The sequence below is a fragment of the Curtobacterium sp. 9128 genome (genome assembly GCF_900086645.1).
GTDB lineage: Bacteria > Actinomycetota > Actinomycetes > Actinomycetales > Microbacteriaceae > Curtobacterium.
In genome coordinates this window covers 222640-244254 of sequence record NZ_LT576451.1, presented here as the reverse complement: position 1 = coordinate 244254, position 21615 = coordinate 222640, and the positions used below count along the sequence as shown (strand labels likewise).

General features: G+C 70.7%; 20 protein-coding genes. 14 read left to right on the top strand and 6 right to left on the bottom strand.

From position 1 onward, the window contains the following. Window positions 1-39: 39 nt before the first annotated feature. The gene (locus QK288_RS01175; protein WP_281265998.1) at window positions 40-1278 is read right to left on the bottom strand and encodes an LCP family protein; all 1239 of its coding nucleotides are present in this window, start codon (window positions 1276-1278) and stop codon (window positions 40-42) included. Between the two features lie 262 nt (window positions 1279-1540). Between QK288_RS01175 and infA the strand changes: the two genes are divergently transcribed. From infA to QK288_RS01140, 7 genes are all read left to right on the top strand, one after another. Continuing rightward, window positions 1541-1762, top strand: coding sequence for a translation initiation factor IF-1 (gene infA, locus QK288_RS01170; RefSeq protein ID WP_017885509.1), 222 nt, complete (start codon window positions 1541-1543; stop codon window positions 1760-1762). Between the two features lie 70 nt (window positions 1763-1832). After that, on the top strand, window positions 1833-1949 hold the full coding sequence (gene rpmJ, locus QK288_RS01165) for a 50S ribosomal protein L36 (protein ID WP_022903266.1): 117 nt from the start codon (window positions 1833-1835) through the stop codon (window positions 1947-1949). 181 nt (window positions 1950-2130) lie between these two features. Then, window positions 2131-2505: a 30S ribosomal protein S13 gene (gene rpsM / locus QK288_RS01160; protein WP_144760579.1), complete on the top strand. Its 375-nt coding sequence runs from the start codon at window positions 2131-2133 to the stop codon at window positions 2503-2505. 9 nt (window positions 2506-2514) lie between these two features. Continuing rightward, window positions 2515-2913, top strand: a complete 399-nt coding sequence (rpsK, locus tag QK288_RS01155) for a 30S ribosomal protein S11 (protein WP_017885507.1) — start codon at window positions 2515-2517, stop codon at window positions 2911-2913. Between the two features lie 205 nt (window positions 2914-3118). Further along, window positions 3119-4114 carry a DNA-directed RNA polymerase subunit alpha gene (locus QK288_RS01150; protein ID WP_066656999.1) on the top strand — a complete coding sequence of 332 codons (996 nt, stop codon included), beginning with the start codon at window positions 3119-3121 and terminating at the stop codon, window positions 4112-4114. A gap of 66 nt (window positions 4115-4180) precedes the next feature. Further along, window positions 4181-4774, top strand: coding sequence for a 50S ribosomal protein L17 (gene rplQ, locus QK288_RS01145; protein ID WP_281265997.1), 594 nt, complete (start codon window positions 4181-4183; stop codon window positions 4772-4774). Window positions 4775-4893: 119 nt separating this feature from the next. Then, on the top strand, window positions 4894-6021 hold the full coding sequence (locus tag QK288_RS01140) for a hypothetical protein (protein ID WP_281265996.1): 1128 nt from the start codon (window positions 4894-4896) through the stop codon (window positions 6019-6021). On the opposite strand, the gene QK288_RS01135 is transcribed toward QK288_RS01140, so the two are convergent. Beyond that, on the bottom strand, window positions 6011-7150 hold the full coding sequence (locus tag QK288_RS01135; RefSeq protein WP_281265995.1) for a hypothetical protein: 1140 nt from the start codon (window positions 7148-7150) through the stop codon (window positions 6011-6013). The two genes, QK288_RS01140 and QK288_RS01135, sit on opposite strands and share 11 nt — an antisense overlap. 80 nt (window positions 7151-7230) lie before the next feature. Here QK288_RS01135 and QK288_RS01130 point away from each other — a divergent pair, with 80 nt between their 5' ends. Then, window positions 7231-10437, top strand: a complete 3207-nt coding sequence (locus tag QK288_RS01130; protein ID WP_281265994.1) for a BTAD domain-containing putative transcriptional regulator — start codon at window positions 7231-7233, stop codon at window positions 10435-10437. A gap of 3 nt (window positions 10438-10440) precedes the next feature. Here the strand turns inward: QK288_RS01130 and QK288_RS01125 are convergent, their stop codons facing one another. Then, on the bottom strand, window positions 10441-11271 hold the full coding sequence (locus QK288_RS01125) for an ABC transporter permease (protein WP_281265993.1): 831 nt from the start codon (window positions 11269-11271) through the stop codon (window positions 10441-10443). After that, entirely contained in the window at window positions 11268-12263 is a 996-nt protein-coding gene (locus QK288_RS01120; protein ID WP_281265992.1) for an ATP-binding cassette domain-containing protein, read from the bottom strand. The genes QK288_RS01125 and QK288_RS01120 overlap by 4 nt, the downstream gene beginning before the upstream one ends. A gap of 89 nt (window positions 12264-12352) precedes the next feature. On the opposite strand from QK288_RS01120, the gene QK288_RS01115 reads away from it, so the two are divergent. The 6 genes from QK288_RS01115 to glmM all read left to right on the top strand — a co-directional run bounded on the left by QK288_RS01115 (window position 12353) and on the right by glmM (window position 19953). Continuing rightward, on the top strand, window positions 12353-13255 hold the full coding sequence (locus QK288_RS01115; protein WP_281265991.1) for a tRNA pseudouridine synthase A: 903 nt from the start codon (window positions 12353-12355) through the stop codon (window positions 13253-13255). Continuing rightward, window positions 13252-13998, top strand: coding sequence for an MBL fold metallo-hydrolase (locus QK288_RS01110; RefSeq protein ID WP_281265990.1), 747 nt, complete (start codon window positions 13252-13254; stop codon window positions 13996-13998). Before QK288_RS01115 ends, QK288_RS01110 begins: the two co-directional genes overlap by 4 nt. A gap of 94 nt (window positions 13999-14092) precedes the next feature. After that, a complete protein-coding gene (locus QK288_RS01105) occupies window positions 14093-17164 on the top strand; it encodes an ExeM/NucH family extracellular endonuclease (RefSeq protein WP_281265989.1) in 3072 nt (1023 codons plus the stop codon). Window positions 17165-17587: 423 nt separating this feature from the next. After that, on the top strand, window positions 17588-18034 hold the full coding sequence (gene rplM, locus QK288_RS01100) for a 50S ribosomal protein L13 (protein WP_022906970.1): 447 nt from the start codon (window positions 17588-17590) through the stop codon (window positions 18032-18034). A 37-nt stretch (window positions 18035-18071) separates the two neighbouring features. Further along, window positions 18072-18557: a 30S ribosomal protein S9 gene (gene rpsI, locus QK288_RS01095; RefSeq protein ID WP_281265988.1), complete on the top strand. Its 486-nt coding sequence runs from the start codon at window positions 18072-18074 to the stop codon at window positions 18555-18557. A gap of 22 nt (window positions 18558-18579) precedes the next feature. Beyond that, window positions 18580-19953, top strand: a complete 1374-nt coding sequence (glmM, locus tag QK288_RS01090; protein WP_281265987.1) for a phosphoglucosamine mutase — start codon at window positions 18580-18582, stop codon at window positions 19951-19953. 132 nt (window positions 19954-20085) lie between these two features. Here glmM and coaA read toward each other — a convergent pair whose 3' ends face one another. Both coaA and QK288_RS01080 read right to left on the bottom strand, forming a co-directional pair. Next, the gene (gene coaA, locus QK288_RS01085; RefSeq protein WP_281265986.1) at window positions 20086-21030 is read right to left on the bottom strand and encodes a type I pantothenate kinase; all 945 of its coding nucleotides are present in this window, start codon (window positions 21028-21030) and stop codon (window positions 20086-20088) included. A 79-nt stretch (window positions 21031-21109) separates the two neighbouring features. Continuing rightward, window positions 21110-21595 carry a glutathione peroxidase gene (locus tag QK288_RS01080; protein WP_281265985.1) on the bottom strand — a complete coding sequence of 162 codons (486 nt, stop codon included), beginning with the start codon at window positions 21593-21595 and terminating at the stop codon, window positions 21110-21112. Between the last annotated feature and the right edge of the window lie 20 nt (window positions 21596-21615).

Genomic DNA, 21615 nt, shown 5'->3' with positions numbered 1-21615 from the left:
CAGGGCCTGGAGGCTCGGCTCGGCCCCGCCCCGTCGGCGTCAGTTGCCGACGGAGCAGGTCTCCTCCGCCGCGCTCTGTCCGGTGATCGACGACGGCAACGGCGTCGACGACGGACTCGCTGCGCTCGTACTGGTGCTCGTGCCGGTCGGTTCGCTCGACGGCGTCGCAGCCGACGACGGGGCGGTGCCGGAGGATCCGCTCTGGTCCTCTGATGCGCGACCGGTCGACGAGTCGCTCAGCGTCGTCTTCTCGTCGGTCTGCAGTGCGACGTTGAGCGTGTGGGCGGTCGTCTGGTCCACGATGACGCGTGCGCTGTCGTCGGGGTCGTCGGCGACGGGGTACTGGACGAACAGCATGCTCGACGTGCTCATCCCGCGGAGCATGCTCGCGAGGCCGACCAGCGTCTTCGGCTGGTTCAGCCCGTCGGACAGGACCATGTTGTTCAGGGCCGCGCCGGCGAGCTTGTAGAGCGTGATGGGGTTCGAGAGGGTGCCGTCCGAGGTGACCTTGCGGAGCAGCGCCGAGAGGAAGACCTGCTGCGAGCTGATGCGGGCGAGGTCGCTGCCGTCGCCGACGCCGTGTCGGGTCCGCAGGAAGGCGAGCGCGTCGGAGCCCTCGAGCGAGTGTGACCCCGCGGTGAGGTGCAGCCCCGTGTAGGTGTCGTCGATGTCCTTCGCCACGCAGACGTCGACGCCGCCGAGCGCGTTCGACATCTCGATCACGCCGTCGAAGGTGATGAGGCCCGCGTACGGGATGCTCAATCCCGTGAGGTTCTCGACGGTGTCCACCACGCAGGAGACGCCGCCGTTGCCGAGTGCGGTGTTGAACTGCGCCGAGGTCGCTGCGGGGTAGCTCGTGCCCGTCTCCGGGTTGGTGCACGCGGGGATCGGCACCATGAGGTCGCGGGGGAAGCTCACCGCGGTCAGCTGGGTGTGGTCCTGCGAGACGTGGATGAGCATCGTCACGTCGTTGCGTGCGCCCTCGACGTCCTCGTTCGCGTCGAACTGCCCGACGCGGGTGTCACTGCCGATGAGCAGGATGTTCGCGCCGCCCTTGATGGCCGTGATGTCGGCGGTCTTCGCGGCGCTCTGGTCGTCGGTGCTGAGCTTCACGGACGTCGGCGCGCCGGCGAGCTGCGCGCCGGCGATGGCCGCGACGCTCGTCCCGCTGACGAGCACCACCGCGAGGGTGGAGGCGACGATCGACAGGAGGGTCGTCCAGGCTCGTCGTCGCGGGAGTCGTCCGTGACGAGCGAAGGGCCGAGAGGCGTCGGGCACGTGGTCTCCGTTCGGGTGGCTGCATCGTCACCGTAGGGCTGGACCCATGTCCATCCCCTCGAACGCGCCGTGGAACCACTGTGGAACGCTGGCCCGTCCCTCAGGAACACCCCAGCTCTGGGGGCGCGCCGGCTGCACTTGGCAATCGGACCACTTTCCCATAAGATCGATCTTTGGTGTGTCATGCCCTCTCGGCGTGGCGACCGACCCGCAGACCGGCTCGGGGATCACACCGGTAATCCAACCAAGCGACAGTGAGGCTATGGCCAAGAAAGACGGCGTCATCGAGATCGAAGGCTCGGTGCTCGAAGCTCTGCCCAACGCGATGTTCCGCGTTGAGCTGACCAATGGGCACAAGGTCCTCGCGCACATCTCCGGGAAGATGCGCCAGCACTACATCCGCATCCTCCCTGAGGACCGCGTGATCGTGGAGCTGAGCCCGTACGACCTGACCCGCGGCCGGATCGTCTACCGCTACAAGTGATCCGCGAGCTGGAAAGGAACGACTCGGCAAGCCTGCCGGGCACGAAGCCAGCGAGCACGAGGAAACAGCAATGAAGGTCAACCCCAGCGTCAAGCCCATCTGCGAGCACTGCCGTGTGATTCGCCGCAAGGGCCGCGTCATGGTGATCTGCAAGAGCAACCCGCGTCACAAGCAGCGCCAGGGCTAGTCCCCGGAACTGCCTGACCGGACGCCGACAGGCGGCCTGCGCAGGATCCACAACTGAACACCGCAAACGCAGTACCAGAACCCTGGTCCGGCTCCGGCCGCGCCCGGGGGGACACCTCGGGTCGGAGGCCCGAGCACCGGCACTGCGCCACACCTCCATCGACAACAGGAGCAGCCAGCACATGGCACGTCTAGCAGGCGTCGACATCCCGCGCGAGAAGCGCGTGGAGATCGCACTCACGTACATCTACGGCGTCGGCCGCACTCGCGCGGTCAAGACGCTCGCGGACACCGGTATCTCCGGTGACATCCGCGTCAAGGACCTCACCGACGACCAGCTCGTCGCCCTCCGCGACTACATCGAGGGCAACTTCAAGGTGGAGGGTGACCTCCGCCGCGAGGTGGCCGCCGACATCCGCCGCAAGGTCGAGATCGGTAGCTACGAGGGTCTTCGCCACCGTCGTGGTCTCCCGGTGCGCGGTCAGCGCACCAAGACCAACGCTCGTACCCGCAAGGGCCCGAAGCGCACCGTGGCAGGCAAGAAGAAGGCTCGATAGGAGACCCCGATGGCTACCCCCAAGACTGCCGCGCGCAAGCCGCGCCGCAAGGAGAAGAAGAACGTCGCAGTGGGCCAGGCCCACATCAAGAGCACGTTCAACAACACGATCGTCAGCATCACCGACCCGTCGGGTGCCGTCCTCAGCTGGGCGTCCTCCGGAGCCGTCGGCTTCAAGGGTTCGCGCAAGTCGACGCCGTTCGCGGCGCAGCTCGCCGCCGAGTCCGCTGCGCGTCAGGCGCAGGAGCACGGCGTCAAGAAGGTCGACGTCTTCGTGAAGGGTCCGGGTTCGGGCCGCGAGACCGCGATCCGCTCCCTCCAGGCCGCCGGCCTCGAGGTCGGTTCGATCAACGACGTCACGCCGCAGGCGCACAACGGGTGCCGCCCGCCCAAGCGCCGTCGCGTCTGACGCGAGGAGCAACCGGCCGTCCCCTGCTCGGTCCCTGACGGGGAAGACCCGTCTGACGGGAACGAGCGGGGACGGCCATTCCTGGTCGTTCGATCGCGCACTCTGGTGCGCGTGATCACAACTCAACAGACCCGTCGGGGCCTCGCCGGCCCCGTCGTACCGCCAAGTGTCATATAGCGGACACTTCGCCGAAAGGAATCCCACAGTGCTCATTGCACAGCGCCCCACCCTCACCGAGGAGTCGATCTCCGAGCACCGCTCGCGCTTCGTCATCGAGCCGCTCGAGCCTGGCTTCGGCTACACCCTCGGGAACTCGCTGCGCCGCACGCTCCTCTCCTCGATCCCCGGTGCTGCGGTCACGAGCATCCGTATCGACGGCGTCCTCCACGAATTCAGCACCGTTCCCGGTGTGAAGGAAGACGTCACGGAGATCATCCTCAACATCAAGAGCCTGGTCGTCTCCAGCGAGCACGACGAGCCCATCACGGCGTACCTGCGCAAGCAGGGTGCCGGTCAGGTCACCGCTGCGGACATCTCCGCGCCGGCCGGCGTCGAGATCCACAACCCGGACCTCGTCATCGCGACCCTGAACGACACCGCGCGCTTCGAGCTCGAGCTCACCATCGAGCGTGGCCGCGGCTACGTCTCGGCGACGCAGAACCGCTCGGAGTTCAGCGAGGCCGGTCAGATCCCGATCGACTCGATCTACTCGCCCGTCCTGAAGGTCACCTACCGCGTCGAGGCGACGCGTGCCGGTGAGCGCACGGACTTCGACCGTCTGGTCGTCGACGTCGAGTCGAAGCCGGCCATCACGCCGCGCGACGCCATCGCGTCGGCCGGTCGGACGCTCGTCGAGCTCTTCGGTCTCGCCCGTGAGCTCAACACGGCGGCAGAGGGCATCGAGATCGGCCCCGCGCCGGTCGATGCAGTGCTCTCGAACGAGCTGCAGACCCCGATCGAGGACCTCGACCTGTCGGTCCGCAGCTACAACTGCCTCAAGCGGGAGGGCATCAACACGGTGTCCGAGCTCGTCGCCCTGTCGGAGACGCAGCTCATGAACATCCGCAACTTCGGTCAGAAGTCGGTGGACGAGGTCAAGGACAAGCTCACCGAGCTCGGCCTGTCCCTCAAGGACACCGTCCCCGGATTCGACGGCGCCCACTTCTACAGCGGGTACGACGAGGACGAGTCCAACAACTGACCTCGCGCTCACGCGCACGCGTGCCGCTGACGCAGCGCGCACCACTTTCACCACTGGAGAACTGACATGCCGAAGCCCACCAAGGGCCCCCGCCTCGGTGGCGGCCCCGCCCACGAGCGCCTGCTCCTGAGCAACCTCGCCAACGCCCTCTTCACGCACGGTCGCATCACGACCACCGAGACGAAGGCCAAGCGCCTCCGCCCGGTCGCCGAGCGTCTCATCACGTTCGCGAAGCGTGGCGACCTGCACGCGCGTCGTCGCGTGATCAGCATCCTGCGCGACAAGACCGTCGTGCACACGCTGTTCACCGAGATCGCCCCGCAGGTCGAGGACCGCCAGGGTGGCTACACCCGCATCACCAAGCTCGGCTTCCGCAAGGGCGACAACGCTCCCCTCGCGTCGATCGAGCTCGTCCTCGAGCCCGTCTCGGGCACGCCGGCCCCCGTCTCGCGTAAGTCGGCTCCGGCCGCCGCCGCGCCGGTCGAGGAGCCCGCAGCCGAGGAGTCGGCGGCCGACGAGACGACCGAGGAGGCCCCGGTCGAGTCGACCGAGACCACCGAGGAGTCGGCTCCCGTCGCGGAAGAGACCGAGACCGAGGCTGCCGCCGAGGTCGAGGCAGACGCCGAGGGCAAGTCGGACGAGAAGTCGGACGACAAGTAACCCCAGCACCACACGACACGGCCCCCGCAGCGCACGCTGTGGGGGCCGTGTCGTTCCCAGCCACAGCATCGTAGGGTGACCCGTCGGCCCATCGGGTGCGGGCCGACACCGGAGGACCCATGGGATTCGAACACGTCGCGGGGGTGGGAACGAGGGTCTGGCGCTGGAGCCGGACCTCGGGCACACAGCCGCGCCTGCTGCACGCCGGGAAGGCCGCGTTCGCCGCGTGTCTCGCCTGGTTCATCGCTCGACACGTGCCAGGGGTCGCGTCGGACTACCCGTACTACGCGCCGCTCGGGGCCGTGGTCGCGATGCAGACGACGGTGTTCGCGGGGCTCAGGAGCGGGATCCAGACCCTCGTGGGCATCGGCCTCGGGATCGTGATCGCCGGGTTCACGATGTGGATCGGCGACCCCGGGTTCATCGCGATCGCCCTCGCCGTGGGGATCGGAGTGCTCGTCGGCGGATTCCGCATCCTCGGCGAGGGCAGCTCGTGGGTGTCCACCGCGGCGCTGTTCGTCCTGCTCGTCGGCGGTGCGCACGCGGAGGGGTACTCGCTCGGGTACCTCGTGCAGATGGCCGTCGGCGTCGCGGTCGGCCTGCTCGTCAACTTCCTGGTCTTCCCGCCGCTGCGCTTCTGGGACGCCGAACACCGGATCGACGCGGTCAACGAGGTGCTCGCCGACCACCTCGACGGCCTCGCCGCGGTGCTCGAGGCCGACGAGCGTGACGAGAAGGCATGGGACAGGCAGCAGGACCGGCTCGACCGGGCCATCGCCGACGTCCGGTCCCGGGTCTCGATCGCGCACGAGAGCCGGAAGCTGAACCCCCGCGGGGCGCTCCGCGGGTCACGGGCTCGGCTGCAGCAGGACGGCGCGCGGTTCCGGGCGCTCGAGCGGGCCGCCTGGTACACGACGGACCTCACCGAGCTCGTCGCCCGCTCGGGTCCGGTGTCCGACGGACTCGGCCGCCCGGACCCGGCGTTCGCCGAACCGCTCGCGAAGGCGTTCCGCGAACTCGCGTGCATGATCCGCGGCGAGTGCCCGGAGAGTGCAGGGGACGACGCGATCGCCGAGGTCGAGCGGGCCCTCGATGCGAGCAAGGAGGACCCGTCGCACGTCGCGGTGACGTCGGCTGCGCTGGTGTCGCTCCGGGGGATCGTGGAGTCCGAGCGGCGGGCGACGGAGGACCTCGACACGTCGACGGGGCCGTCCGCGTTCGGTCACCGGCGCGACGTCAGGCGGTGAGGGACGACTCCGCCCAGCGCTCGATCGCCGAGCTCGCGTTCGGAGCGGCCCAGGAGAACAGGACGTAGTGCGTCCAGGTGCCGTCCTGCACGACGTCGACGGAGCACGCGGCCTCGTCGCACGTGCGCCAGGCGGCGGCGTCCTCGGCGAGACCGTCGAGCTCGAGCCGGTCGCGTCGGTCGATGAGTCCGTCGCCGAGGCGAGCGCTGACGACCCATCCCGAGTCGGGCATCGAGGAGTACGAGGCTCCGGTTCGTGAGAACGGCTGCTCGGCAGGACCGAACGAGCACGCCGCGGCACCCAGACGGTTCAGCGCGTAGTAGGTCGGCTCGGCGCCGACGTCGGAGCCGAGCGACCACGGGTCGACCAGTGCGACGGCGGTGTCGGCGTTCACCCGGTCGGCCGTGCAGGTGCTCGGCTTCCAGGACGCTGCATCGTGTTCGGTCTGCACCCCCGCGACCGGTGCCGCGGCGACGGTCTCCTCGACGTGGTCGAGCAGCGCCTGGAACGCGGGCTGCACCTGCTCCGGGGTGGCGTCGGCCGTGGTCTGCAGGCGGGTCAGGGAGAGGTCGATCCAAGCGTTCCCGGCGAGCGCACGCCCGTTGCAGCTCACGCGGGCGGCGTCGGAGGCCCCGCAGTACACCGACGCGGGGTCCGTCGACGGATCGACGTGCTCGGTGGCATCGGCGTGCTCGGGGGCCGCGTCCGGCAGCACCGAGAGCCCGACGCCCTCGTACATCGGATCGCCCTGCCCGCCGGGGCTGACGTCGTCGAGGAGCGAGACACCGTTGGTGCTCCAGCAGTCGGTACCGCCACTGGTCGTCGCGGTCGTCCAGGCGCCGAGGACGTGGTCCTGCGTCGTCATCGGGTCGAGCACGGTGGTGCCGGGGACCGCTCGGGTGACGAGGTCCGACGGCAGCAGCTGCGCACAGGTCGGCACGCCGTCGGACTCCGGCGACGGACCGAAGTCGACGCCGGAGGCCGTCTCGGTCGGCGTGGCCGACGGTGCGGCGCTGCGCGACGGTGCCGGTGTCGGCCCTGCGGACGACGCGGTGGAACAACTGGCGACGGTGACGATCGCCGTGGTCGCGAGCGCCACGGCCACGACCCCCCTCGTGAAGATGCGCATACGCTCAGGCTAGGACGCCGTGGTACCCGCCGATCGGTGCCCGCATCACGATCGCACAACACCGTCCGTAGACTCGCTCCGTGCCGCAGCAGCCCCGCATCGCCGTCCTCGGACCGGTCCTCGTCGAGGACCCGTCCGGCGCGGCGGTGCCCGTCCCCGGGGCGCTCCCGCGGGCGTTCCTGACCGCGCTCGTGCTCGCCCGCGGTCATGCGATGACGACGGACGCGCTCATCGACGAGCTCTGGGCCGACGCACCGCCGAGGGGCGCGCGGGCGGCCCTGCAGACCCTGGTGTCCCGGCTCCGGCGGAGCACGGCCGAGGGGCTCGTGGTGTCGACGAGCACCGGGTACGCGCTCGACGTCCGACCGGACGACGTCGACCTCGTCCGTGCCGAACACGTCGCCGAGGCCCGGCACACGTCCGACGACACGAGTCGGGCGGCGCTCGCCCTGTGGCGGGGAGATCCGGGCGCCGATGTCGACGGCGACCTCGGGACGGCGCTCGCCGAACGAGCCGAGGTGGCGCGACGTGCGCTCCGCCGGGCGCTCGGCACGGCGATGCTCGACGCCGGTGACGCCGACGCGGCCGTCGGGCTGTGGCACGAAGAAGCGGCCTCCGACCCGTTCGACGAGGTCGCGGTCTCGGGATCGATGCGCGCGCTCGCCGCCGCCGGCCGGACCAGCGAAGCGCTCGCGGTCTTCGCGGCCCACCGGGAGCGGCTGGCTGACGGGCTCGGTGCCGACCCGTCCGCCGACCTGGTGCGGCTGAACGCCGACCTGCTCCGCCGGACGGCGTCCGCTTCCGGGAGCGTCCGACGGATCGGCCTGCGTGCCGCGCCGAACGCGTTGGTCGGACGGGAGGCCGACCTCGCCGCCGTCATGGACCTCCTGTCCCGCGAACGGCTGGTGACCGTCCTCGGTGCCGGTGGGCTCGGGAAGACCCGGCTCGCGCAGGCGGTCGCGGCGGCGCTCCCGGCCGACCGCAGCGTCGTGGTGCTCGAGCTCGCACCACTGGCCGCCGGCGAGGACGTCGTCCCCGCCCTCGGCGCGCTGCTCGGGATCGCCGAGGTACGGTCCGCCCGGGCGCTGCGGGACGCCGTCGTCGCCGACCTGCGGGGCCGCGTGTTCCGTGCGCTCGGTGAGGAACCCACCGTGCTCGTGCTCGACAACTGCGAGCACCTCGTCGAGGACGTCGCCGCGTTCGCCGCCGACCTGCTCGCCCAGCTCCCGTCCCTCCGCATCCTCACGACGTCGCGTGCACCGCTCGCCATCGCCGGCGAGGTCGTCGCGCCCCTCGCACCGCTGCCCGTCGACGCGGACGGCGCGGCGGTCCGGCTGTTCACCGACCGCGCACGAGCCGCCCGCCCCGGTGCCGTCCTGCCCTTCGACACCGTGCGGCGCATCTGCACACGGCTCGACGGGTCGCCGCTCGCGATCGAGCTCGCCGCCGCGCGGATCCGCGGGATGGGCGTCGAGGAGATCGAACGGCGGCTCGACGACCGCTTCGCGTTGCTCCGCGGCGGCGACCGGAGCGCACCCGAGCGGCACCGCACCCTGCTCGCCGTCATCGAGTGGAGCTGGCGGCTCCTCGACGACGGTGCCCAGGACCTGCTGACCCGGCTGGCACTCTTCCCGGACGGCCTCGCGGTCGACGCGGTCGAGGCCGTCGCGGCACCCGAGCAGCGGGACGACGCACTGGACGCCCTCGCCGAGCTCGTCGAGCAGTCCCTCGTCCAGCTCGTCGAGCACGAGGGTGCCGACATCAGGTACCGGCTGCTCGAGACCGTCCGCGAGTTCGGTGCCGCCCGCCTCGACGAACGCGGGCGCACCGACGAGGTCCGCGCAGCGATGATCCGCTGGGGGCGGGACTTCGCCGCCACCCGCAACGTCTTCACCGCGACCGGGGAACCGCAGCGACGGTGGTTTCGCGAGATCGGCCGCGAGGCGGACAACCTCGTGACGCTGCTGCGCTGGAGCCTCGTCGCCGAGGACCGGTCGGCGCTCGCGCAGGTGTTCGCGGCCCTCGGCGGGTACTGGACCCTGCGCGGTGCCCACGGCGAGGTCGTCGCGGTCGCCGCCGAGGTCGTCGCGCTGCTCAGGACCGCTCAGCCGCCCCCCGGCGATCGAGCCGCCACGACGCTGGGTCTCGTCCTGATCGGCGGTTCCGCGGCGTTCTCGGACCGCCGGACCTCCGTGCGCGCGATCGCGATGCTCCGCCGGGTCGTCCGGCAGGGGACCACCGGCTTCCCGGTCCTCGACGCGCAGGCGGCACTGCTGCTCACGCTCGGCCGCCCGGACGACGGGCTGCGGCTGCTCGCCGCGCTCCGTGACGACCCGGACGACGGCGTGGCCTGCCTGGCGTGCATGCTGAGCGCCCCGCTGGCGGAGAACGACGGGGAGTTCGACGACGCGCTCCGCTACGCCCAGCGCGCCGAGGCACTCGCCACCAGGACCGACGACGCATGGGCGCTGGGGTCGGGTGCGGTCACGATGACCCAGCTGCTCGCGCAGACCGGACGGCACGCGGACGCGCTCGTCGTCGCCGACGTCGCGCGCACCCGCCTCGAGGTGTTCGGCGCCGAGGACGACCTCTACGAGATCGGGTGGACCGTCGGGCTGTGCGCGGCGGCGACGGGCGACGTCGTCCGCGCGCGGCAGGTCGCAGCGGACCTCGCGAACCAGCCGGTGGCGAACCGCGGTGGTCCCGACGGGGAAGCCGTGCAGATGGCCGTCCTCGCGATCGCGATCGCCGCCGAGTGCGCACGGAGCGACGGCGACGTGGCCTCAGGGGCGGCCGAGTACGCGCGGGCCTGGGACGCCGTGACCGCGCATCGCAAGCAGACGCCGAACTGGACTCTGATGGCGGGCGCGGCACGCATCGCGGCAGAGGACGAGGCGGCGGCGAGCCGACCCGCAGGAGCCGAACCGGGCCTCCCGTCCGGATCGGACGTGCCGCGTCGCCTGCGTGTCGGCGCGCTCGTGATGCTCCGACTGCACCCGTGGTGGATCGACCTGCCCGTCATCGGGACCACGCTGCTCGGGCTGGCGGTCGCCGCCGCACGGCAGGGTGCGGCGGACCACGCGGCCCGGTGCTGGGGCCTCGCACGACGGCTCGGTTCGCGACAGGACTTCGCGGTCCTCGCCCACGACCGGTTGCGCGGGGTCCTCGGCGCCGTCGTCGGTGCCGGACCCCTCGCGGACGCCGAGACGGCCTCGGCCGGATGGGACCGGGCCGAGGCCGTCTCGCGGGCGCGCGTGCTGCTCGAGGAGCTGCGCTTCAGCGCCTGATCGTCACGCCTTCCGCATGTAGGCGCGGACCGTCAGCGGGGCGAACACCGCGACGACGACCGCTGCGCCGACGAGCGAGAACACCAGGTCGCCGCCGACGGCTCCGTGGTTCACGAGCTCACGGACCGCGGTGATGAGGTGCGAGATCGGGTTGACCTCGGAGAACCAACGCAGCCAGTCCGGCAGTGTGTCGGCGGGGACGAACGCGTTCGACAGGAACGTCAGCGGGAACAGCACGAGGTTCGAGATGCCCGAGACGCTCGACGCGGTGCGGGCGACGACGCCGAAGTAGGCGAAGATCCAGCTGATCGCCCACGCGACGACGATGACCAGCAGACCGGCGAGGACCACCGCGCCGAAGCCGCCCTCTGGTCGGAGTCCCATCGCGAAGCCGGTGATGAACGTGATCGTCGTCGCGATGGCGTAGCGGACGGTGTCGGCGAGCAGCGCTCCGGCGAGCGGGGCGATGCGGGCGATCGGCAGCGACTTGAAGCGGTCGAACACGCCCTTGTCCATGTCCTCGCGGAGCTGGACGCCGGTGACGATCGACGACGTGATGTTCGTCTGCACGAGGATACCCGGGATGATGATCGGCAGGTAGGACGCCACGTTGCCGGAGATCGCGCCACCGAAGATGTACGTGAACATCACGGTGAAGACGATCGGCATCAGCGTCACGTCGAAGAGCTGCTCCGGGGTGCGACGGACCTTGATCAGGCCGCGGTACGCCATCGTGAAGGACTGCCGGATCGTGGCACCGATGCCCGTGCCGCCGACCCCGGGTCGCGGGGTGATGCGTGGGGTGGTCGGAGCCTGCGGGGTGAGCGTGGTCATGCGATGCTCCCTTCGAGCTCGCGCTGGGCGTCCTCGTCCGCCGCGTCGGCGGTCGGCTTGCCCGTGATGGTCAGGAAGACCTCGTCGAGCGTCGGCTTCTGCACGCTCATCTCGGCGAGGGAGATGCCCGCGTCGCGGAACGACACGAGCAGGTCGGTGACACGGTCCGGCTCGGCCATCGGCGCGGTCAGCCGGGACCCCTCCGGACTCGCGACGGCGTCGACGCCGAGCGTCTGGCGCACGATGGTCCTCGCCGCGTCGAGTCGGAGCGCATCGGCGAGCCGGAGCTGCAGCGACGCGGTGCCGATCGACGCCTTGAGCTCGTCGCCGGTGCCCTCTGCGACGACCCTGCCGTGGTCGATCACGGCGATGCGGTCGGCGAGCTGGTCGGCCTCGTCGAGGTACTGCGTCGTCAGGAGCACGGTCGAGCCGGTCGCGACGAGCTCCCGGATCGTGTCCCACATCTGCGCACGGGTCCGCGGGTCGAGGCCCGTCGTCGGCTCGTCGAGGAAGATGAGCGGCGGCTGCGCGATGAGGCTCGCCGCCAGGTCGAGCCGACGACGCATGCCGCCGGAGAAGTTCTTCAGCGGGCGCTTCGCCGCCTCGGTCAGGCCGAAGCGCTCGAGGAGCTCGGCGGACTTCCGCTTCGACTCGGCCCGGGACAGCCCGAGCAGCCGCGAGAACACGACCAGGTTCTCGGTCGCGCTCAGCGTCTCGTCGACGCTGGCGTACTGGCCGGTCACGCCGATGAGCCGGCGGACCTCCTGGGGCTCCCGCCGGACGTCGTGGCCGAAGATCCTGGCCTCGCCGGCGTCCGCCTTGAGCAGGGTCGCGAGCATGCTGATCGTGGTCGTCTTGCCGGCGCCGTTCGGGCCGAGCACGCCGTACACGGTGCCGGCCTCGACGCGGAGGTCGACTCCGTCCACGGCGCGGTTCTGCCCGAAGGTCTTGACGAGGCCGGTGGCCTCCACCGCGAGTGGTGTCGTCGTCATCGCAGTTCCTTTCGTCGATGTCGAGGACGATGCTGCCGCCGGGCGCTCACACGGCACTGACGCGGCGCTGACATCGGTACCGTTGGGGTGTGAGCGAGAGCGACGGGCTGCAGAGCGGGGTGCGGCTGCGGCTCGACGTCGCGTACGACGGCGCCGCGTTCTCCGGGTGGGCCAAGCAACCGGGACTGCGGACGGTGCAGGGCGCGCTCGAGGACGCGCTCGCCACCGTCTTCAGCCGCTGGGGCAGCGCGCCGCAGCTGACCGTCGCCGGACGCACCGACGCCGGAGTGCACGCCACCGGGCAGGTCGCGCACCTCGACCTGTCCGCCGAGCAGTGGGGTGCGCTCAGCACGAAGCGGGGATCGGGGCGCTCGCCGCTGGACGGGCTCGTCAAGCGCCTGAACGGGCTCGCGGGGCCGCTCGGGGACGTCGTCGTCAGCCGGGTCTCGGTCGCGCCCGACGGGTTCGACGCCCGGTTCTCCCCGCTCTGGCGCCGCTACACGTACCGCGTCGCGGACCTCGACGCCCCCCGCGATCCACTCCGTCGGGGGCACACGACCTGGTACCCGGGGCATCTCGACCCGGGAGCGATGGAGCGCGGTGCGCTGACCCTGCTCGGGCTGCACGACTTCGCGGCGTTCTGCAAGCCGCGCGACGGCGCGACGACCATCAGGACGCTGCAGGAGTTCCGCTGGGACCGTGAGCCGGACGGCGTGCTGGTGGCGAGCCTCCAGGCCGATGCCTTCTGCCACTCCATGGTGCGCGCCATGGTGGGGGCGACCATCGCCGTCGGCGAGGGGCGCTTCGGACCGGACCGTCTCGAGGAGTTGCGCGTCGCGGGGGAGCGGACCAGCGCCTTCAAGGTCGCGCCGGCGCGCGGTCTCACCCTGACCGAGGTCGGCTACCCGGCCGACGACGAGCTCGCCGCGCGGGCATCGCAGACGCGGGCGCGGCGCTCCGCACCGTCCGGCTCGGATAGCGTCGGGGGATGAGCTCCCGCGAACCCCGGTCCGTCGTCTCCGTGGCACCAGGGGTGGTCTTCGTCGAGGGGCCCGTCTCGAACTGGGTCGTCCTCGCGGAAGAAGACGGCGTCGCCCTCATCGACGCCGGCTACCCCGCTGACACCGACCTGGTGCTGGACACCGTGCGCTACGCCGGACACGATCTCGACGACCTCCGCCGCATCTACGTCACGCACGGGCACGTCGACCACGTCGGTGGCATCCCCGGGATCCTCGAACAGCACCCGCACGTCGAGGTCCTGGCGCACGCGGACGAGCTGTCGAACGTCCGAGGACCCTCGCGGCAGCAGGTCACGCCGGCGGAGATCGGCGGCCGGCTGGCGTCGGCGCGGGTGCTCCGGTGGCTCGCCCGCGCGATCCGGTCCGACGCGCTCCGGCCGACCACGGTGCCGAGCGTCCGGGCCTTCACCGGAGCGGACTTCGAGGGCCGGGCGATCACGCCGTTCCCGGCGACCGGGCACACCGACGGGTCCACCGCGTACCTCCTGCCGGCCGCGGACGCGATCGTCACCGGGGACGCCGTCGTCTCGCGGCACGACACGCAGCCGGCGTCGTGGACGCCCAGGCCGCGGATGATCACGCCGTTCTTCACGGCGGACCAGGCAGTGGCGCTCGAGTCCGCCCGGGCGCTGCCGATCCCGGAGATCGTGCTGCCGGGGCACGGGCCGGCGGTGCACCGGGTCGGGCGGGAGTGGGTACCCGTCGGGTCGTGATGTTGTCGATCGCAATCATTTACCTGGGCGCAACCTGAGGGACTCTGCAGGTCGGTACGGTCTGACCATCCACGTCTCCGACCAGAAGGTCAGCATGCCCAAGATCGTCGGCCGCACTCTGCTGTGCGCCACGGTGGCCGCGACACTCCTCGCAGCGCCACTCGCCTCCGTCTCAGTCGCCAGTGCGAACACCGCAGGCACGGGCCTCGTCATCGCCGAGGCCTACCTGAAGGGCGGCAGCGCGAACGCCGCCTTCAACAAGAAGTTCGTCGAGATCGCGAACCCGACCGACGTCCCGGTCTCGCTCGACGGCTGGTCGCTGCAGTACCGCTCGGCGACCGGCTCGGCCGCGTTCAGCACCAGCGGCCTCGCGGGCACCGTCCCCGCGAACGGGACGTTCCTCGTCACGATGGCGGGCAACGGCGCGACGGGTGCGGAGCTGCCCGCCGCGGACGACACCGCGACCCTGAACACCTCGGGCACCACGGGCACGCTGGTCCTGTCCGACCAGTCCCAGGCGCTCACCCTGCCGACCGGCGCGATCGCGGCGGGCACCGCCGGGGTCGTGGACCTCCTCGGCTACGGTGCGTCGAACACCTTCGAGGGGCACGTGCGCACCGTCGACGGTGGGAACACCGTCCCGAACGGCCTGGTCCGCCAGGGCACGGTCGACAGCGACGACAACGCCGCGGACTTCTCCGTCACGACGACGCTCACGCCGACGAACGCAGCCGGTGAGACCGCGCCGACGACGCCGACGGACCCGACGGAGCCGACTGAGCCGACAGACCCCGGTGCTCCTGCCGAGGCCGTCACCATCGCGCAGCTGCAGGGCACGACGGACACCTCGCCGTACGTCGGCAAGACCGTCGTCACGAAGGGCGTCGTCACCGCCGTGTACGCCACCGGCGGGTTCAACGGCTACACCGTGCAGACCCCGGGCACCGGCGGTGCGATCGACCTCGGCACGCACACCGCGTCCGACGGGGTCTTCGTGTTCTCCTCGGCCACCGCGTCCCGGGTCGCAGCGGGCGACTACGTCGAACTCACCGGCTCGGTGAGCGAGTACTACGGCCTCACCGAGCTGAACGTCGCCGCGAGCGGCATGACGAAGCTCACCGAGACCGTGCCGGCTCCGCAGGCCGCCACCGTCGCGTTCCCGTCCTCGGACGCACAGCGCGAGTCGCTCGAGAGCATGCTCGTCGCACCGCAGGGCGACTACACCGTCGCCGACAACTACACGACGAACCAGTACGGCGAGATCGTCCTGGCGTCGGGCACGAAGCGGCTGATCCAGCCCACCGAGGTCGCCCGTCCGGGCAGTGCAGCGGCCAAGGCGGTCGAGGCCGACAACGCCGCCCGCAAGGTCACGCTCGACGACGGCGGCAGCACGAACTTCCTGACCCAGGCGAACAAGTCGATCCCGGTGTCCTGGCTGACGCAGGGGCCCGTGACCGTCGGAGCAGCGGCGACCTTCACGAAGCCCGTCGTCCTCGACTACCGCAACGACTCGTGGAAGTTCCAGCCCACGTCGCCGATCACCGGCGCGACCGCGAAGACCGATCTGCCCGCGACCTTCTCGAACGTCCGCACGGCGAAGCCCCAGGACGTCGGCGGCGACCTCAAGCTCGCCGGCTTCAACGTCCTCAACTACTTCCCGACGACCGGCGACCAGCTCACCGGCTGCTCGTACTACACGGACCGCGACGGCGACCCCGTCACGGTGAACTCCGGCTGCGATGCCCGCGGCGCCGCCGAGCAGGAGGACTTCGAGCGCCAGCAGGTCAAGATCGTCAAGGCGATCAACGGTCTCGGCGCCGACGTCGTCTCGCTCGAGGAGATCGAGAACTCCGCCGAGTTCGGCCAGGACCGCGACGCCGCCGTGGCCACCCTCGTCGGCGCGCTCAACGCCGCGACCGGTGCCGACACCTGGGCGTGCGTCAAGTCCCCGAAGACGCTCCCCGCGAGCGAGGACGTCATCCGCCTGGCACTGATCTACAAGAAGGACCGGGTCGCACCCACGGGAGAGTCGACGATCCTCATCGATCCGGCGTTCACGAACGCCCGTCAGCCCGTCGCGGACGCGTTCCGTCCGGTCGGGGGCACGGCGGACGACGAGTTCCTCGTGATCGCGAACCACTTCAAGTCGAAGGGGTCCGGCACCGGCGAGAACGCCGACCAGGGTGACGGCCAGGGGGCGTCGAACGCCGACCGCGTGAAGCAGGCGACGGCGCTCGCCGCGTTCTCCACGAAGATGCAGACGCAGTACGGCACCGACAAGGTGTTCATGCTCGGCGACTTCAACGCCTACAGCCAGGAGGACCCGATGGTCGTCCTCGACGATGCCGGCTACACGGACCTCGGGCCGGCGCTCGACTCGGCGGAGTGGTCGTACGTGTACAGCGGCCTGAGCGGGTCGCTCGACCACGTGCTCGCCTCGCCAGCGGCACTCGCGACGGTGACGGGTGTGGACATCTGGAACATCAACTCGGTCGAGTCGGTGGCGCTGGAGTACAGCCGCTACAACTACAACGCGACGAACCTGTACACGGACGACGTGTACCGGGCGAGCGACCACGACCCGATCCTGGTCGGCTTCGACCTGACCGGCGACACCACCCCGACGGACCCGGGCACGGACCCCACGGACCCGGGCACCGATCCGACCGGCCCGTCGGACCCTGGCACGGTTCCGGGTGCCGGTCAGACGCCGGCTCCGACTCCTGGTGCTGGTTCGGCGCCGGTTGCTCCGTCGGAGTCGTCGCTGACGGATGCGAACCGTGGCACGGTCACGGCGCCGTCGTCGGCGCGTCCGGGTGAGACGATCACGATCGGTGTGGGGGTGCAGTACGCGGGGCAGCGGGTGAGCGTGTGGATGTTCTCCACGCCCACGTTGCTCGGGACGGTGACGGTCGCGGCTGACGGGAGCGTGCGGGTGACGATCCCGGCGGATGCTCCGGCGGGGTCGCACCGGATCGTGGTGACGGCGGCTGACGGGTCGGTGATCGGGTGGACGATGATCACGATCGACCCGGTCACGGGTGCGCTGGCGTTCACGGGTGCCGACTTGACGGGTGGCATCGCTGCGGCGCTGCTGCTCCTCGCGGCTGGTGCCGGTGTGCTGGTGGCGCGTCGTCGTGGGGTGGGGGGCCGAGTCTCGGGGTGAGCGACGGTTCTCGCGGTGTGGGCCGCGAGGACTGTCGCCGGGCGCGAGTCTCGCCCTGGGCGTGACCAGATGCCGGACGGGAGGCTCGGTGCCAGCTGGCACCGCGCCTCCCGTCCGCCGTGTGCGCGCGTTGCAACCCATGGCGTGCGCGGTGGAAAGCGGAAACGCGCGTAGGTGGTCGGAAGTTCGGGCCACCTACGCGCGTTTCGACCTCCTACGCGCGATTCGGCCGCCCGGACCGATCCGGTCGCGTTTGACCAGCGGGAGGCCGGTCCGGTAGGCTCTCACCTTGGTCTGCGCGCCATGTGCGCCGGACAGTCAGATGAGCCCTCCACCCGGGCGTTCCACCGGCTTCTGCCGCGGGGAACCCCGACCGGAGCGGGATTCACGGACTCCTCACCTCGACACGAAAGCAGCACTCCTGTGACTCGCACGTTCTCACCGAAGCCGGCAGACGTCCAGCACGACTGGATCGTCATCGACGCGACCGACGTCGTCCTCGGCCGTCTCGCCACCCACGCCGCGGCGCTCCTGCGCGGCAAGCACAAGGCCACCTTCGCCCAGCACATGGACATGGGTGACTACGTCATCATCGTGAACGCGGACAAGGTCGCCCTCACCGGCTCCAAGCTCGCGAAGAAGGTCTACTACCGCCACTCGGGCTACCCGGGCGGCCTCACGGCGACCTCCTACCCGGAGATGCTCGAGAAGCACCCCACCCGCGCCGTCGAGAAGGCGATCCGCGGCATGCTGCCGAAGAACACCCTCGGTCGCGAGCAGCTCAAGAAGCTGAAGGTCTACGCCGGCGCGGAGCACCCGCACTCCGCGCAGCAGCCCAAGGCGTACACCTTCGACCAGGTCGCACAGTAGTTCCGGCCACGACGACTTCAAGGACATAGAGAAACTCATGGCTCAGATCGCTGATTCCCTCGACCAGACCCCGGAGAGCTTCACCACGGAGAGCGCACCCGCCGCTGCCGAGGCCGCTCCCCGTCAGATCCTCAACGTCTCCGGCGGTGCTGTCGGGCGCCGCAAGGAGGCCATCGCGCGCGTTCGCCTCGTTCCGGGCTCCGGCTCGTTCACGGTGAACGGCCGTTCGCTGGAGGACTACTTCCCGAACAAGCTGCACCAGCAGCTCATCAACGACCCGTTCAAGGTGCTCGAGCTCCTCGGCGCCTACGACGTGACCGCCCGCATCACGGGTGGTGGCCCCTCGGGTCAGGCCGGTGCCCTCCGCCTCGCGATCGCACGCACGCTGAACGAGATCGACCGCGAGAACAACCGCGCCACCCTCAAGAAGGCCGGCTTCCTCACCCGTGACGCCCGCGTCATCGAGCGCAAGAAGGCCGGTCTCAAGAAGGCCCGCAAGGCTTCGCAGTTCTCGAAGCGCTAGTCGTCACCGGCTGAAGATCGCAATGCCGCGTCTGTTCGGTACCGACGGGGTTCGTGGTCTCGCCAACGGCGAGCTGACGGCCGCGCTCGCACTGGGTCTTGCCCAGGCGAGCGCGGCCGTTCTCACACACGGACACCATGCCGACGCCCGCCGGGCGTCCGGTCGACCGCGCCCCCGCGCGGTCCTGGCGCGCGACCCGCGCGTCTCCGGCGAGTTCCTCGGTGCCGCTGTCGCGGCCGGGCTCGCCTCCGCCGGCGTCGACGTGCTCGACGCCGGGGTCATCCCCACCCCTGCTGCCGCGTTCCTCGTCGCGGACATCGACGCCGACTTCGGCGTGATGATCTCCGCGTCGCACAACCCGGCGCCGGACAACGGGATCAAGTTCTTCGCCGCAGGCGGCCGGAAGCTCCCCGACGAGGTCGAGGACCGCATCGAAGCGGCGATGCACGACCACTCGGCGCCGACCCCCACCGGCGCCGACGTCGGCCGCATCACCCGGTTCGCCGATGCCGAGGACCGCTACGTCGTGCACCTGCTCGGCACGCTGCCGCACCGTCTCGACGGGCTGCACGTCGTGCTCGACTGTGCGAACGGTGCCGCTGCCGGCGTCTCGCCAGAGGTCTTCGTCAACGCGGGTGCCGAGGTCACGCTGATCGGCGCCGACCCCGACGGCATCAACATCAACGACGGCGTCGGGTCCACGCACATCGACAACCTCGCGCGTGCGGTGCTCGAGCACGGCGCCGACGTCGGGATCGCCCACGACGGCGATGCGGACCGCTGCCTCGCTGTGGACGCCGACGGCAACGCGATCGACGGCGACCAGATCATGGCGATCCTCGCGCTGTCGTTGCAGGAGCGCGGACACCTGAAGGACGACACGCTCGTCGCGACGGTGATGTCGAACCTCGGACTCAAGCGCGCCATGGCGGACGCGGGCATCACCGTGATCGAAGCCGGTGTGGGCGACCGCTACGTGCTCGAGAAGATGAACGCCGGCGGTTTCTCGCTCGGTGGCGAGCAGTCCGGGCACATCATCTTCCAGGAGTACGCCACGACGGGTGACGGCATCCTCACGGGGCTGCACCTCGTCGCCGAGATCGCGCGGACCGGCAAGACGCTCGGCGAACTCGCCTCGTGCATGACGGTGTTCCCGCAGGTGTTGCTCAACGTGAAGGGCGTCGACCGGCACGGCCTGGCGGACCAGGGCGTGCAGGACGCCGTGGCATCGGCCACCGATTCGCTCGGCGACACCGGCCGCGTGCTGCTCCGTCCGTCCGGCACCGAGCCCGTCGTCCGCGTCATGGTCGAGGCCGCTTCCCAGGACGACGCCCAGCGCATCGCCGAGGAGCTCGCCGCGGTCGTGTCCGACCGCCTGGCGCTCGACGCCGCGTAGGGATTGGGCACGGCCCGGTCCATTTCGCACCCCATCACGAACATCGCGCCCCGTCAGGACGGGGCGCGATGTTCGTGGCTGGGCGCAACTCAGCCCGGCGCGGCCCCGCGGCCCCGGCGCCGCCCCGCCGCGTCAGATCTTGCGGAGCAGGACCGACGAGACCTTGTGGTCGGCGGCCTTCTTCAGCACGAGCGTCGCCCGCGAGCGCGTGGGAAGCACGTTCTCGACGAGGTTCGGCTCGTTGATCGCGCGCCAGACCTGGGTCGCGGTCTCCACAGCGTCCGACCGGGACAGGGACGCGAACCGGTGGAAGAACGAGTCGGGGCTCGAGAACGCTTCCTCTTGCAGGGCCAGGAACCGGTCGACGTACCAGGACTCGATGTCCTTGGTCTTCGCGTCGACGTAGATCGTGAAGTCGAACAGGTCGGACAGTGCCAGCCGCCCGTGCACCGGCGGCGCGAGCACGTTGAGCCCCTCCACGATGAGGATGTCCGGCTGCCGCACGACGATCTCGGCGTTCGGCACGATGTCGTAGACGAGGTGCGAGTAGTACGGCGCCCGGACCTCGGTCGCCCCGCTCTTCACCTGGCTGACGAAGCGCAGCAGGGAACGGCGGTCGTAGGACTCCGGGAAGCCCTTCCGGTCCATGATCCCGCGGCGCTCGAGCTCGGCGTTCGGGTAGAGGAACCCGTCGGTCGTGACGAGCTCCACGCGCGGGGTGTCCGGCCAGCGCTTCGTGAGTTCGCGCAGCAGCCGTGCGACGGTCGACTTGCCGACGGCGACCGAGCCCGCGACGCCGATGACGAAGGGCGTCCGCCCGGCCCGCTCCCCGAGGAAGCGGCTCGTCTCCGCGTGCAGGTTCCGCGCGCCGGCGGCGTAGAGCGTGAGCAGGCGGGAGAGGGGGAGGTAGACCTCCTGCACCTCCTGCATGTCGAGGCGGTCACCGAGGCCGCGCAGCTGCACGATCTCCGTCTCGGTCAGGGAGAGGTGCTCCTTGGGGGCGAGCTGCGACCACTCCCCGCGGGGGATCTCCACGAACGGGGTGGGGTGCGCGACGGTGGTCTCCGGGATCGGCATGGGAACGAGCGTAGACGGGAGGCGCGGTGCGGGTGGGCGACGCGGCGGACCTTCACCGAGCCTCCAGTCCGGAGCCCGCTCAGGCGGGTAGGGCCGCCTCGATGGCCGCGATCACCTCTGGCGCGTCCGGTTTCGTCGTCGGGCGGAACCGGGTGACGGTGCCGTCCGGAGCCACCAGGAACTTCTCGAAGTTCCAGATCACGCGGCCGGCCTTGCCTGCGGCGTCCGGTGTCTGCTTGAGCTCCTTGTAGAGCGGATGCGCGCCACCGCCGTTCACCTTGACCTTCTCGGACATCGGGAACGTCACGCCCCACGTGGTGGAGCAGTACTCGTCGATCGCCTCGGACGAGCCGAGCTCCTGCAGGAACTGGTTGCTCGGGAACCCGAGCACCGTGAAGCCCCGCGGGCCGTAGGTCTTCTGCAACTCCTCGAGCTGCTCGTACTGCGGTGCGAGGCCGCAGCGCGACGCCACGTTCACCACCAGCACCGCCTTGTCCGCGTAGGCGCCGAAGGTGGTGTGCTCACCGTGCAGCGTCGTGATGTCGATTGCGTCGAAACGTCCCATGATGATCACGGTATCCCGCA

Bases quoted from the DNA above. Each gene is read 5' to 3' on its own strand.
- infA (WP_017885509.1), top strand. From the start codon at position 1,541: ATGGCCAAGAAAGACGGCGTCATCGAGATCGAAGGCTCGGTGCTCGAA.
- rpmJ (WP_022903266.1), top strand. From the start codon at position 1,833: ATGAAGGTCAACCCCAGCGTCAAGCCCATCTGCGAGCACTGCCGTGTG.
- rpsM (WP_144760579.1), top strand. From the start codon at position 2,131: ATGGCACGTCTAGCAGGCGTCGACATCCCGCGCGAGAAGCGCGTGGAG.
- rpsK (WP_017885507.1), top strand. From the start codon at position 2,515: ATGGCTACCCCCAAGACTGCCGCGCGCAAGCCGCGCCGCAAGGAGAAG.
- rplQ (WP_281265997.1), top strand. From the start codon at position 4,181: ATGCCGAAGCCCACCAAGGGCCCCCGCCTCGGTGGCGGCCCCGCCCAC.
- QK288_RS01140 (WP_281265996.1), top strand. From the start codon at position 4,894: ATGGGATTCGAACACGTCGCGGGGGTGGGAACGAGGGTCTGGCGCTGG.
- QK288_RS01135 (WP_281265995.1), bottom strand. From the start codon at position 7,150: ATGCGCATCTTCACGAGGGGGGTCGTGGCCGTGGCGCTCGCGACCACG.
- QK288_RS01125 (WP_281265993.1), bottom strand. From the start codon at position 11,271: ATGACCACGCTCACCCCGCAGGCTCCGACCACCCCACGCATCACCCCG.
- QK288_RS01120 (WP_281265992.1), bottom strand. From the start codon at position 12,263: ATGACGACGACACCACTCGCGGTGGAGGCCACCGGCCTCGTCAAGACC.
- QK288_RS01110 (WP_281265990.1), top strand. From the start codon at position 13,252: ATGAGCTCCCGCGAACCCCGGTCCGTCGTCTCCGTGGCACCAGGGGTG.
- QK288_RS01105 (WP_281265989.1), top strand. From the start codon at position 14,093: ATGCCCAAGATCGTCGGCCGCACTCTGCTGTGCGCCACGGTGGCCGCG.
- rpsI (WP_281265988.1), top strand. From the start codon at position 18,072: ATGGCTCAGATCGCTGATTCCCTCGACCAGACCCCGGAGAGCTTCACC.
- glmM (WP_281265987.1), top strand. From the start codon at position 18,580: ATGCCGCGTCTGTTCGGTACCGACGGGGTTCGTGGTCTCGCCAACGGC.
- coaA (WP_281265986.1), bottom strand. From the start codon at position 21,030: ATGCCGATCCCGGAGACCACCGTCGCGCACCCCACCCCGTTCGTGGAG.
- QK288_RS01080 (WP_281265985.1), bottom strand. From the start codon at position 21,595: ATGGGACGTTTCGACGCAATCGACATCACGACGCTGCACGGTGAGCAC.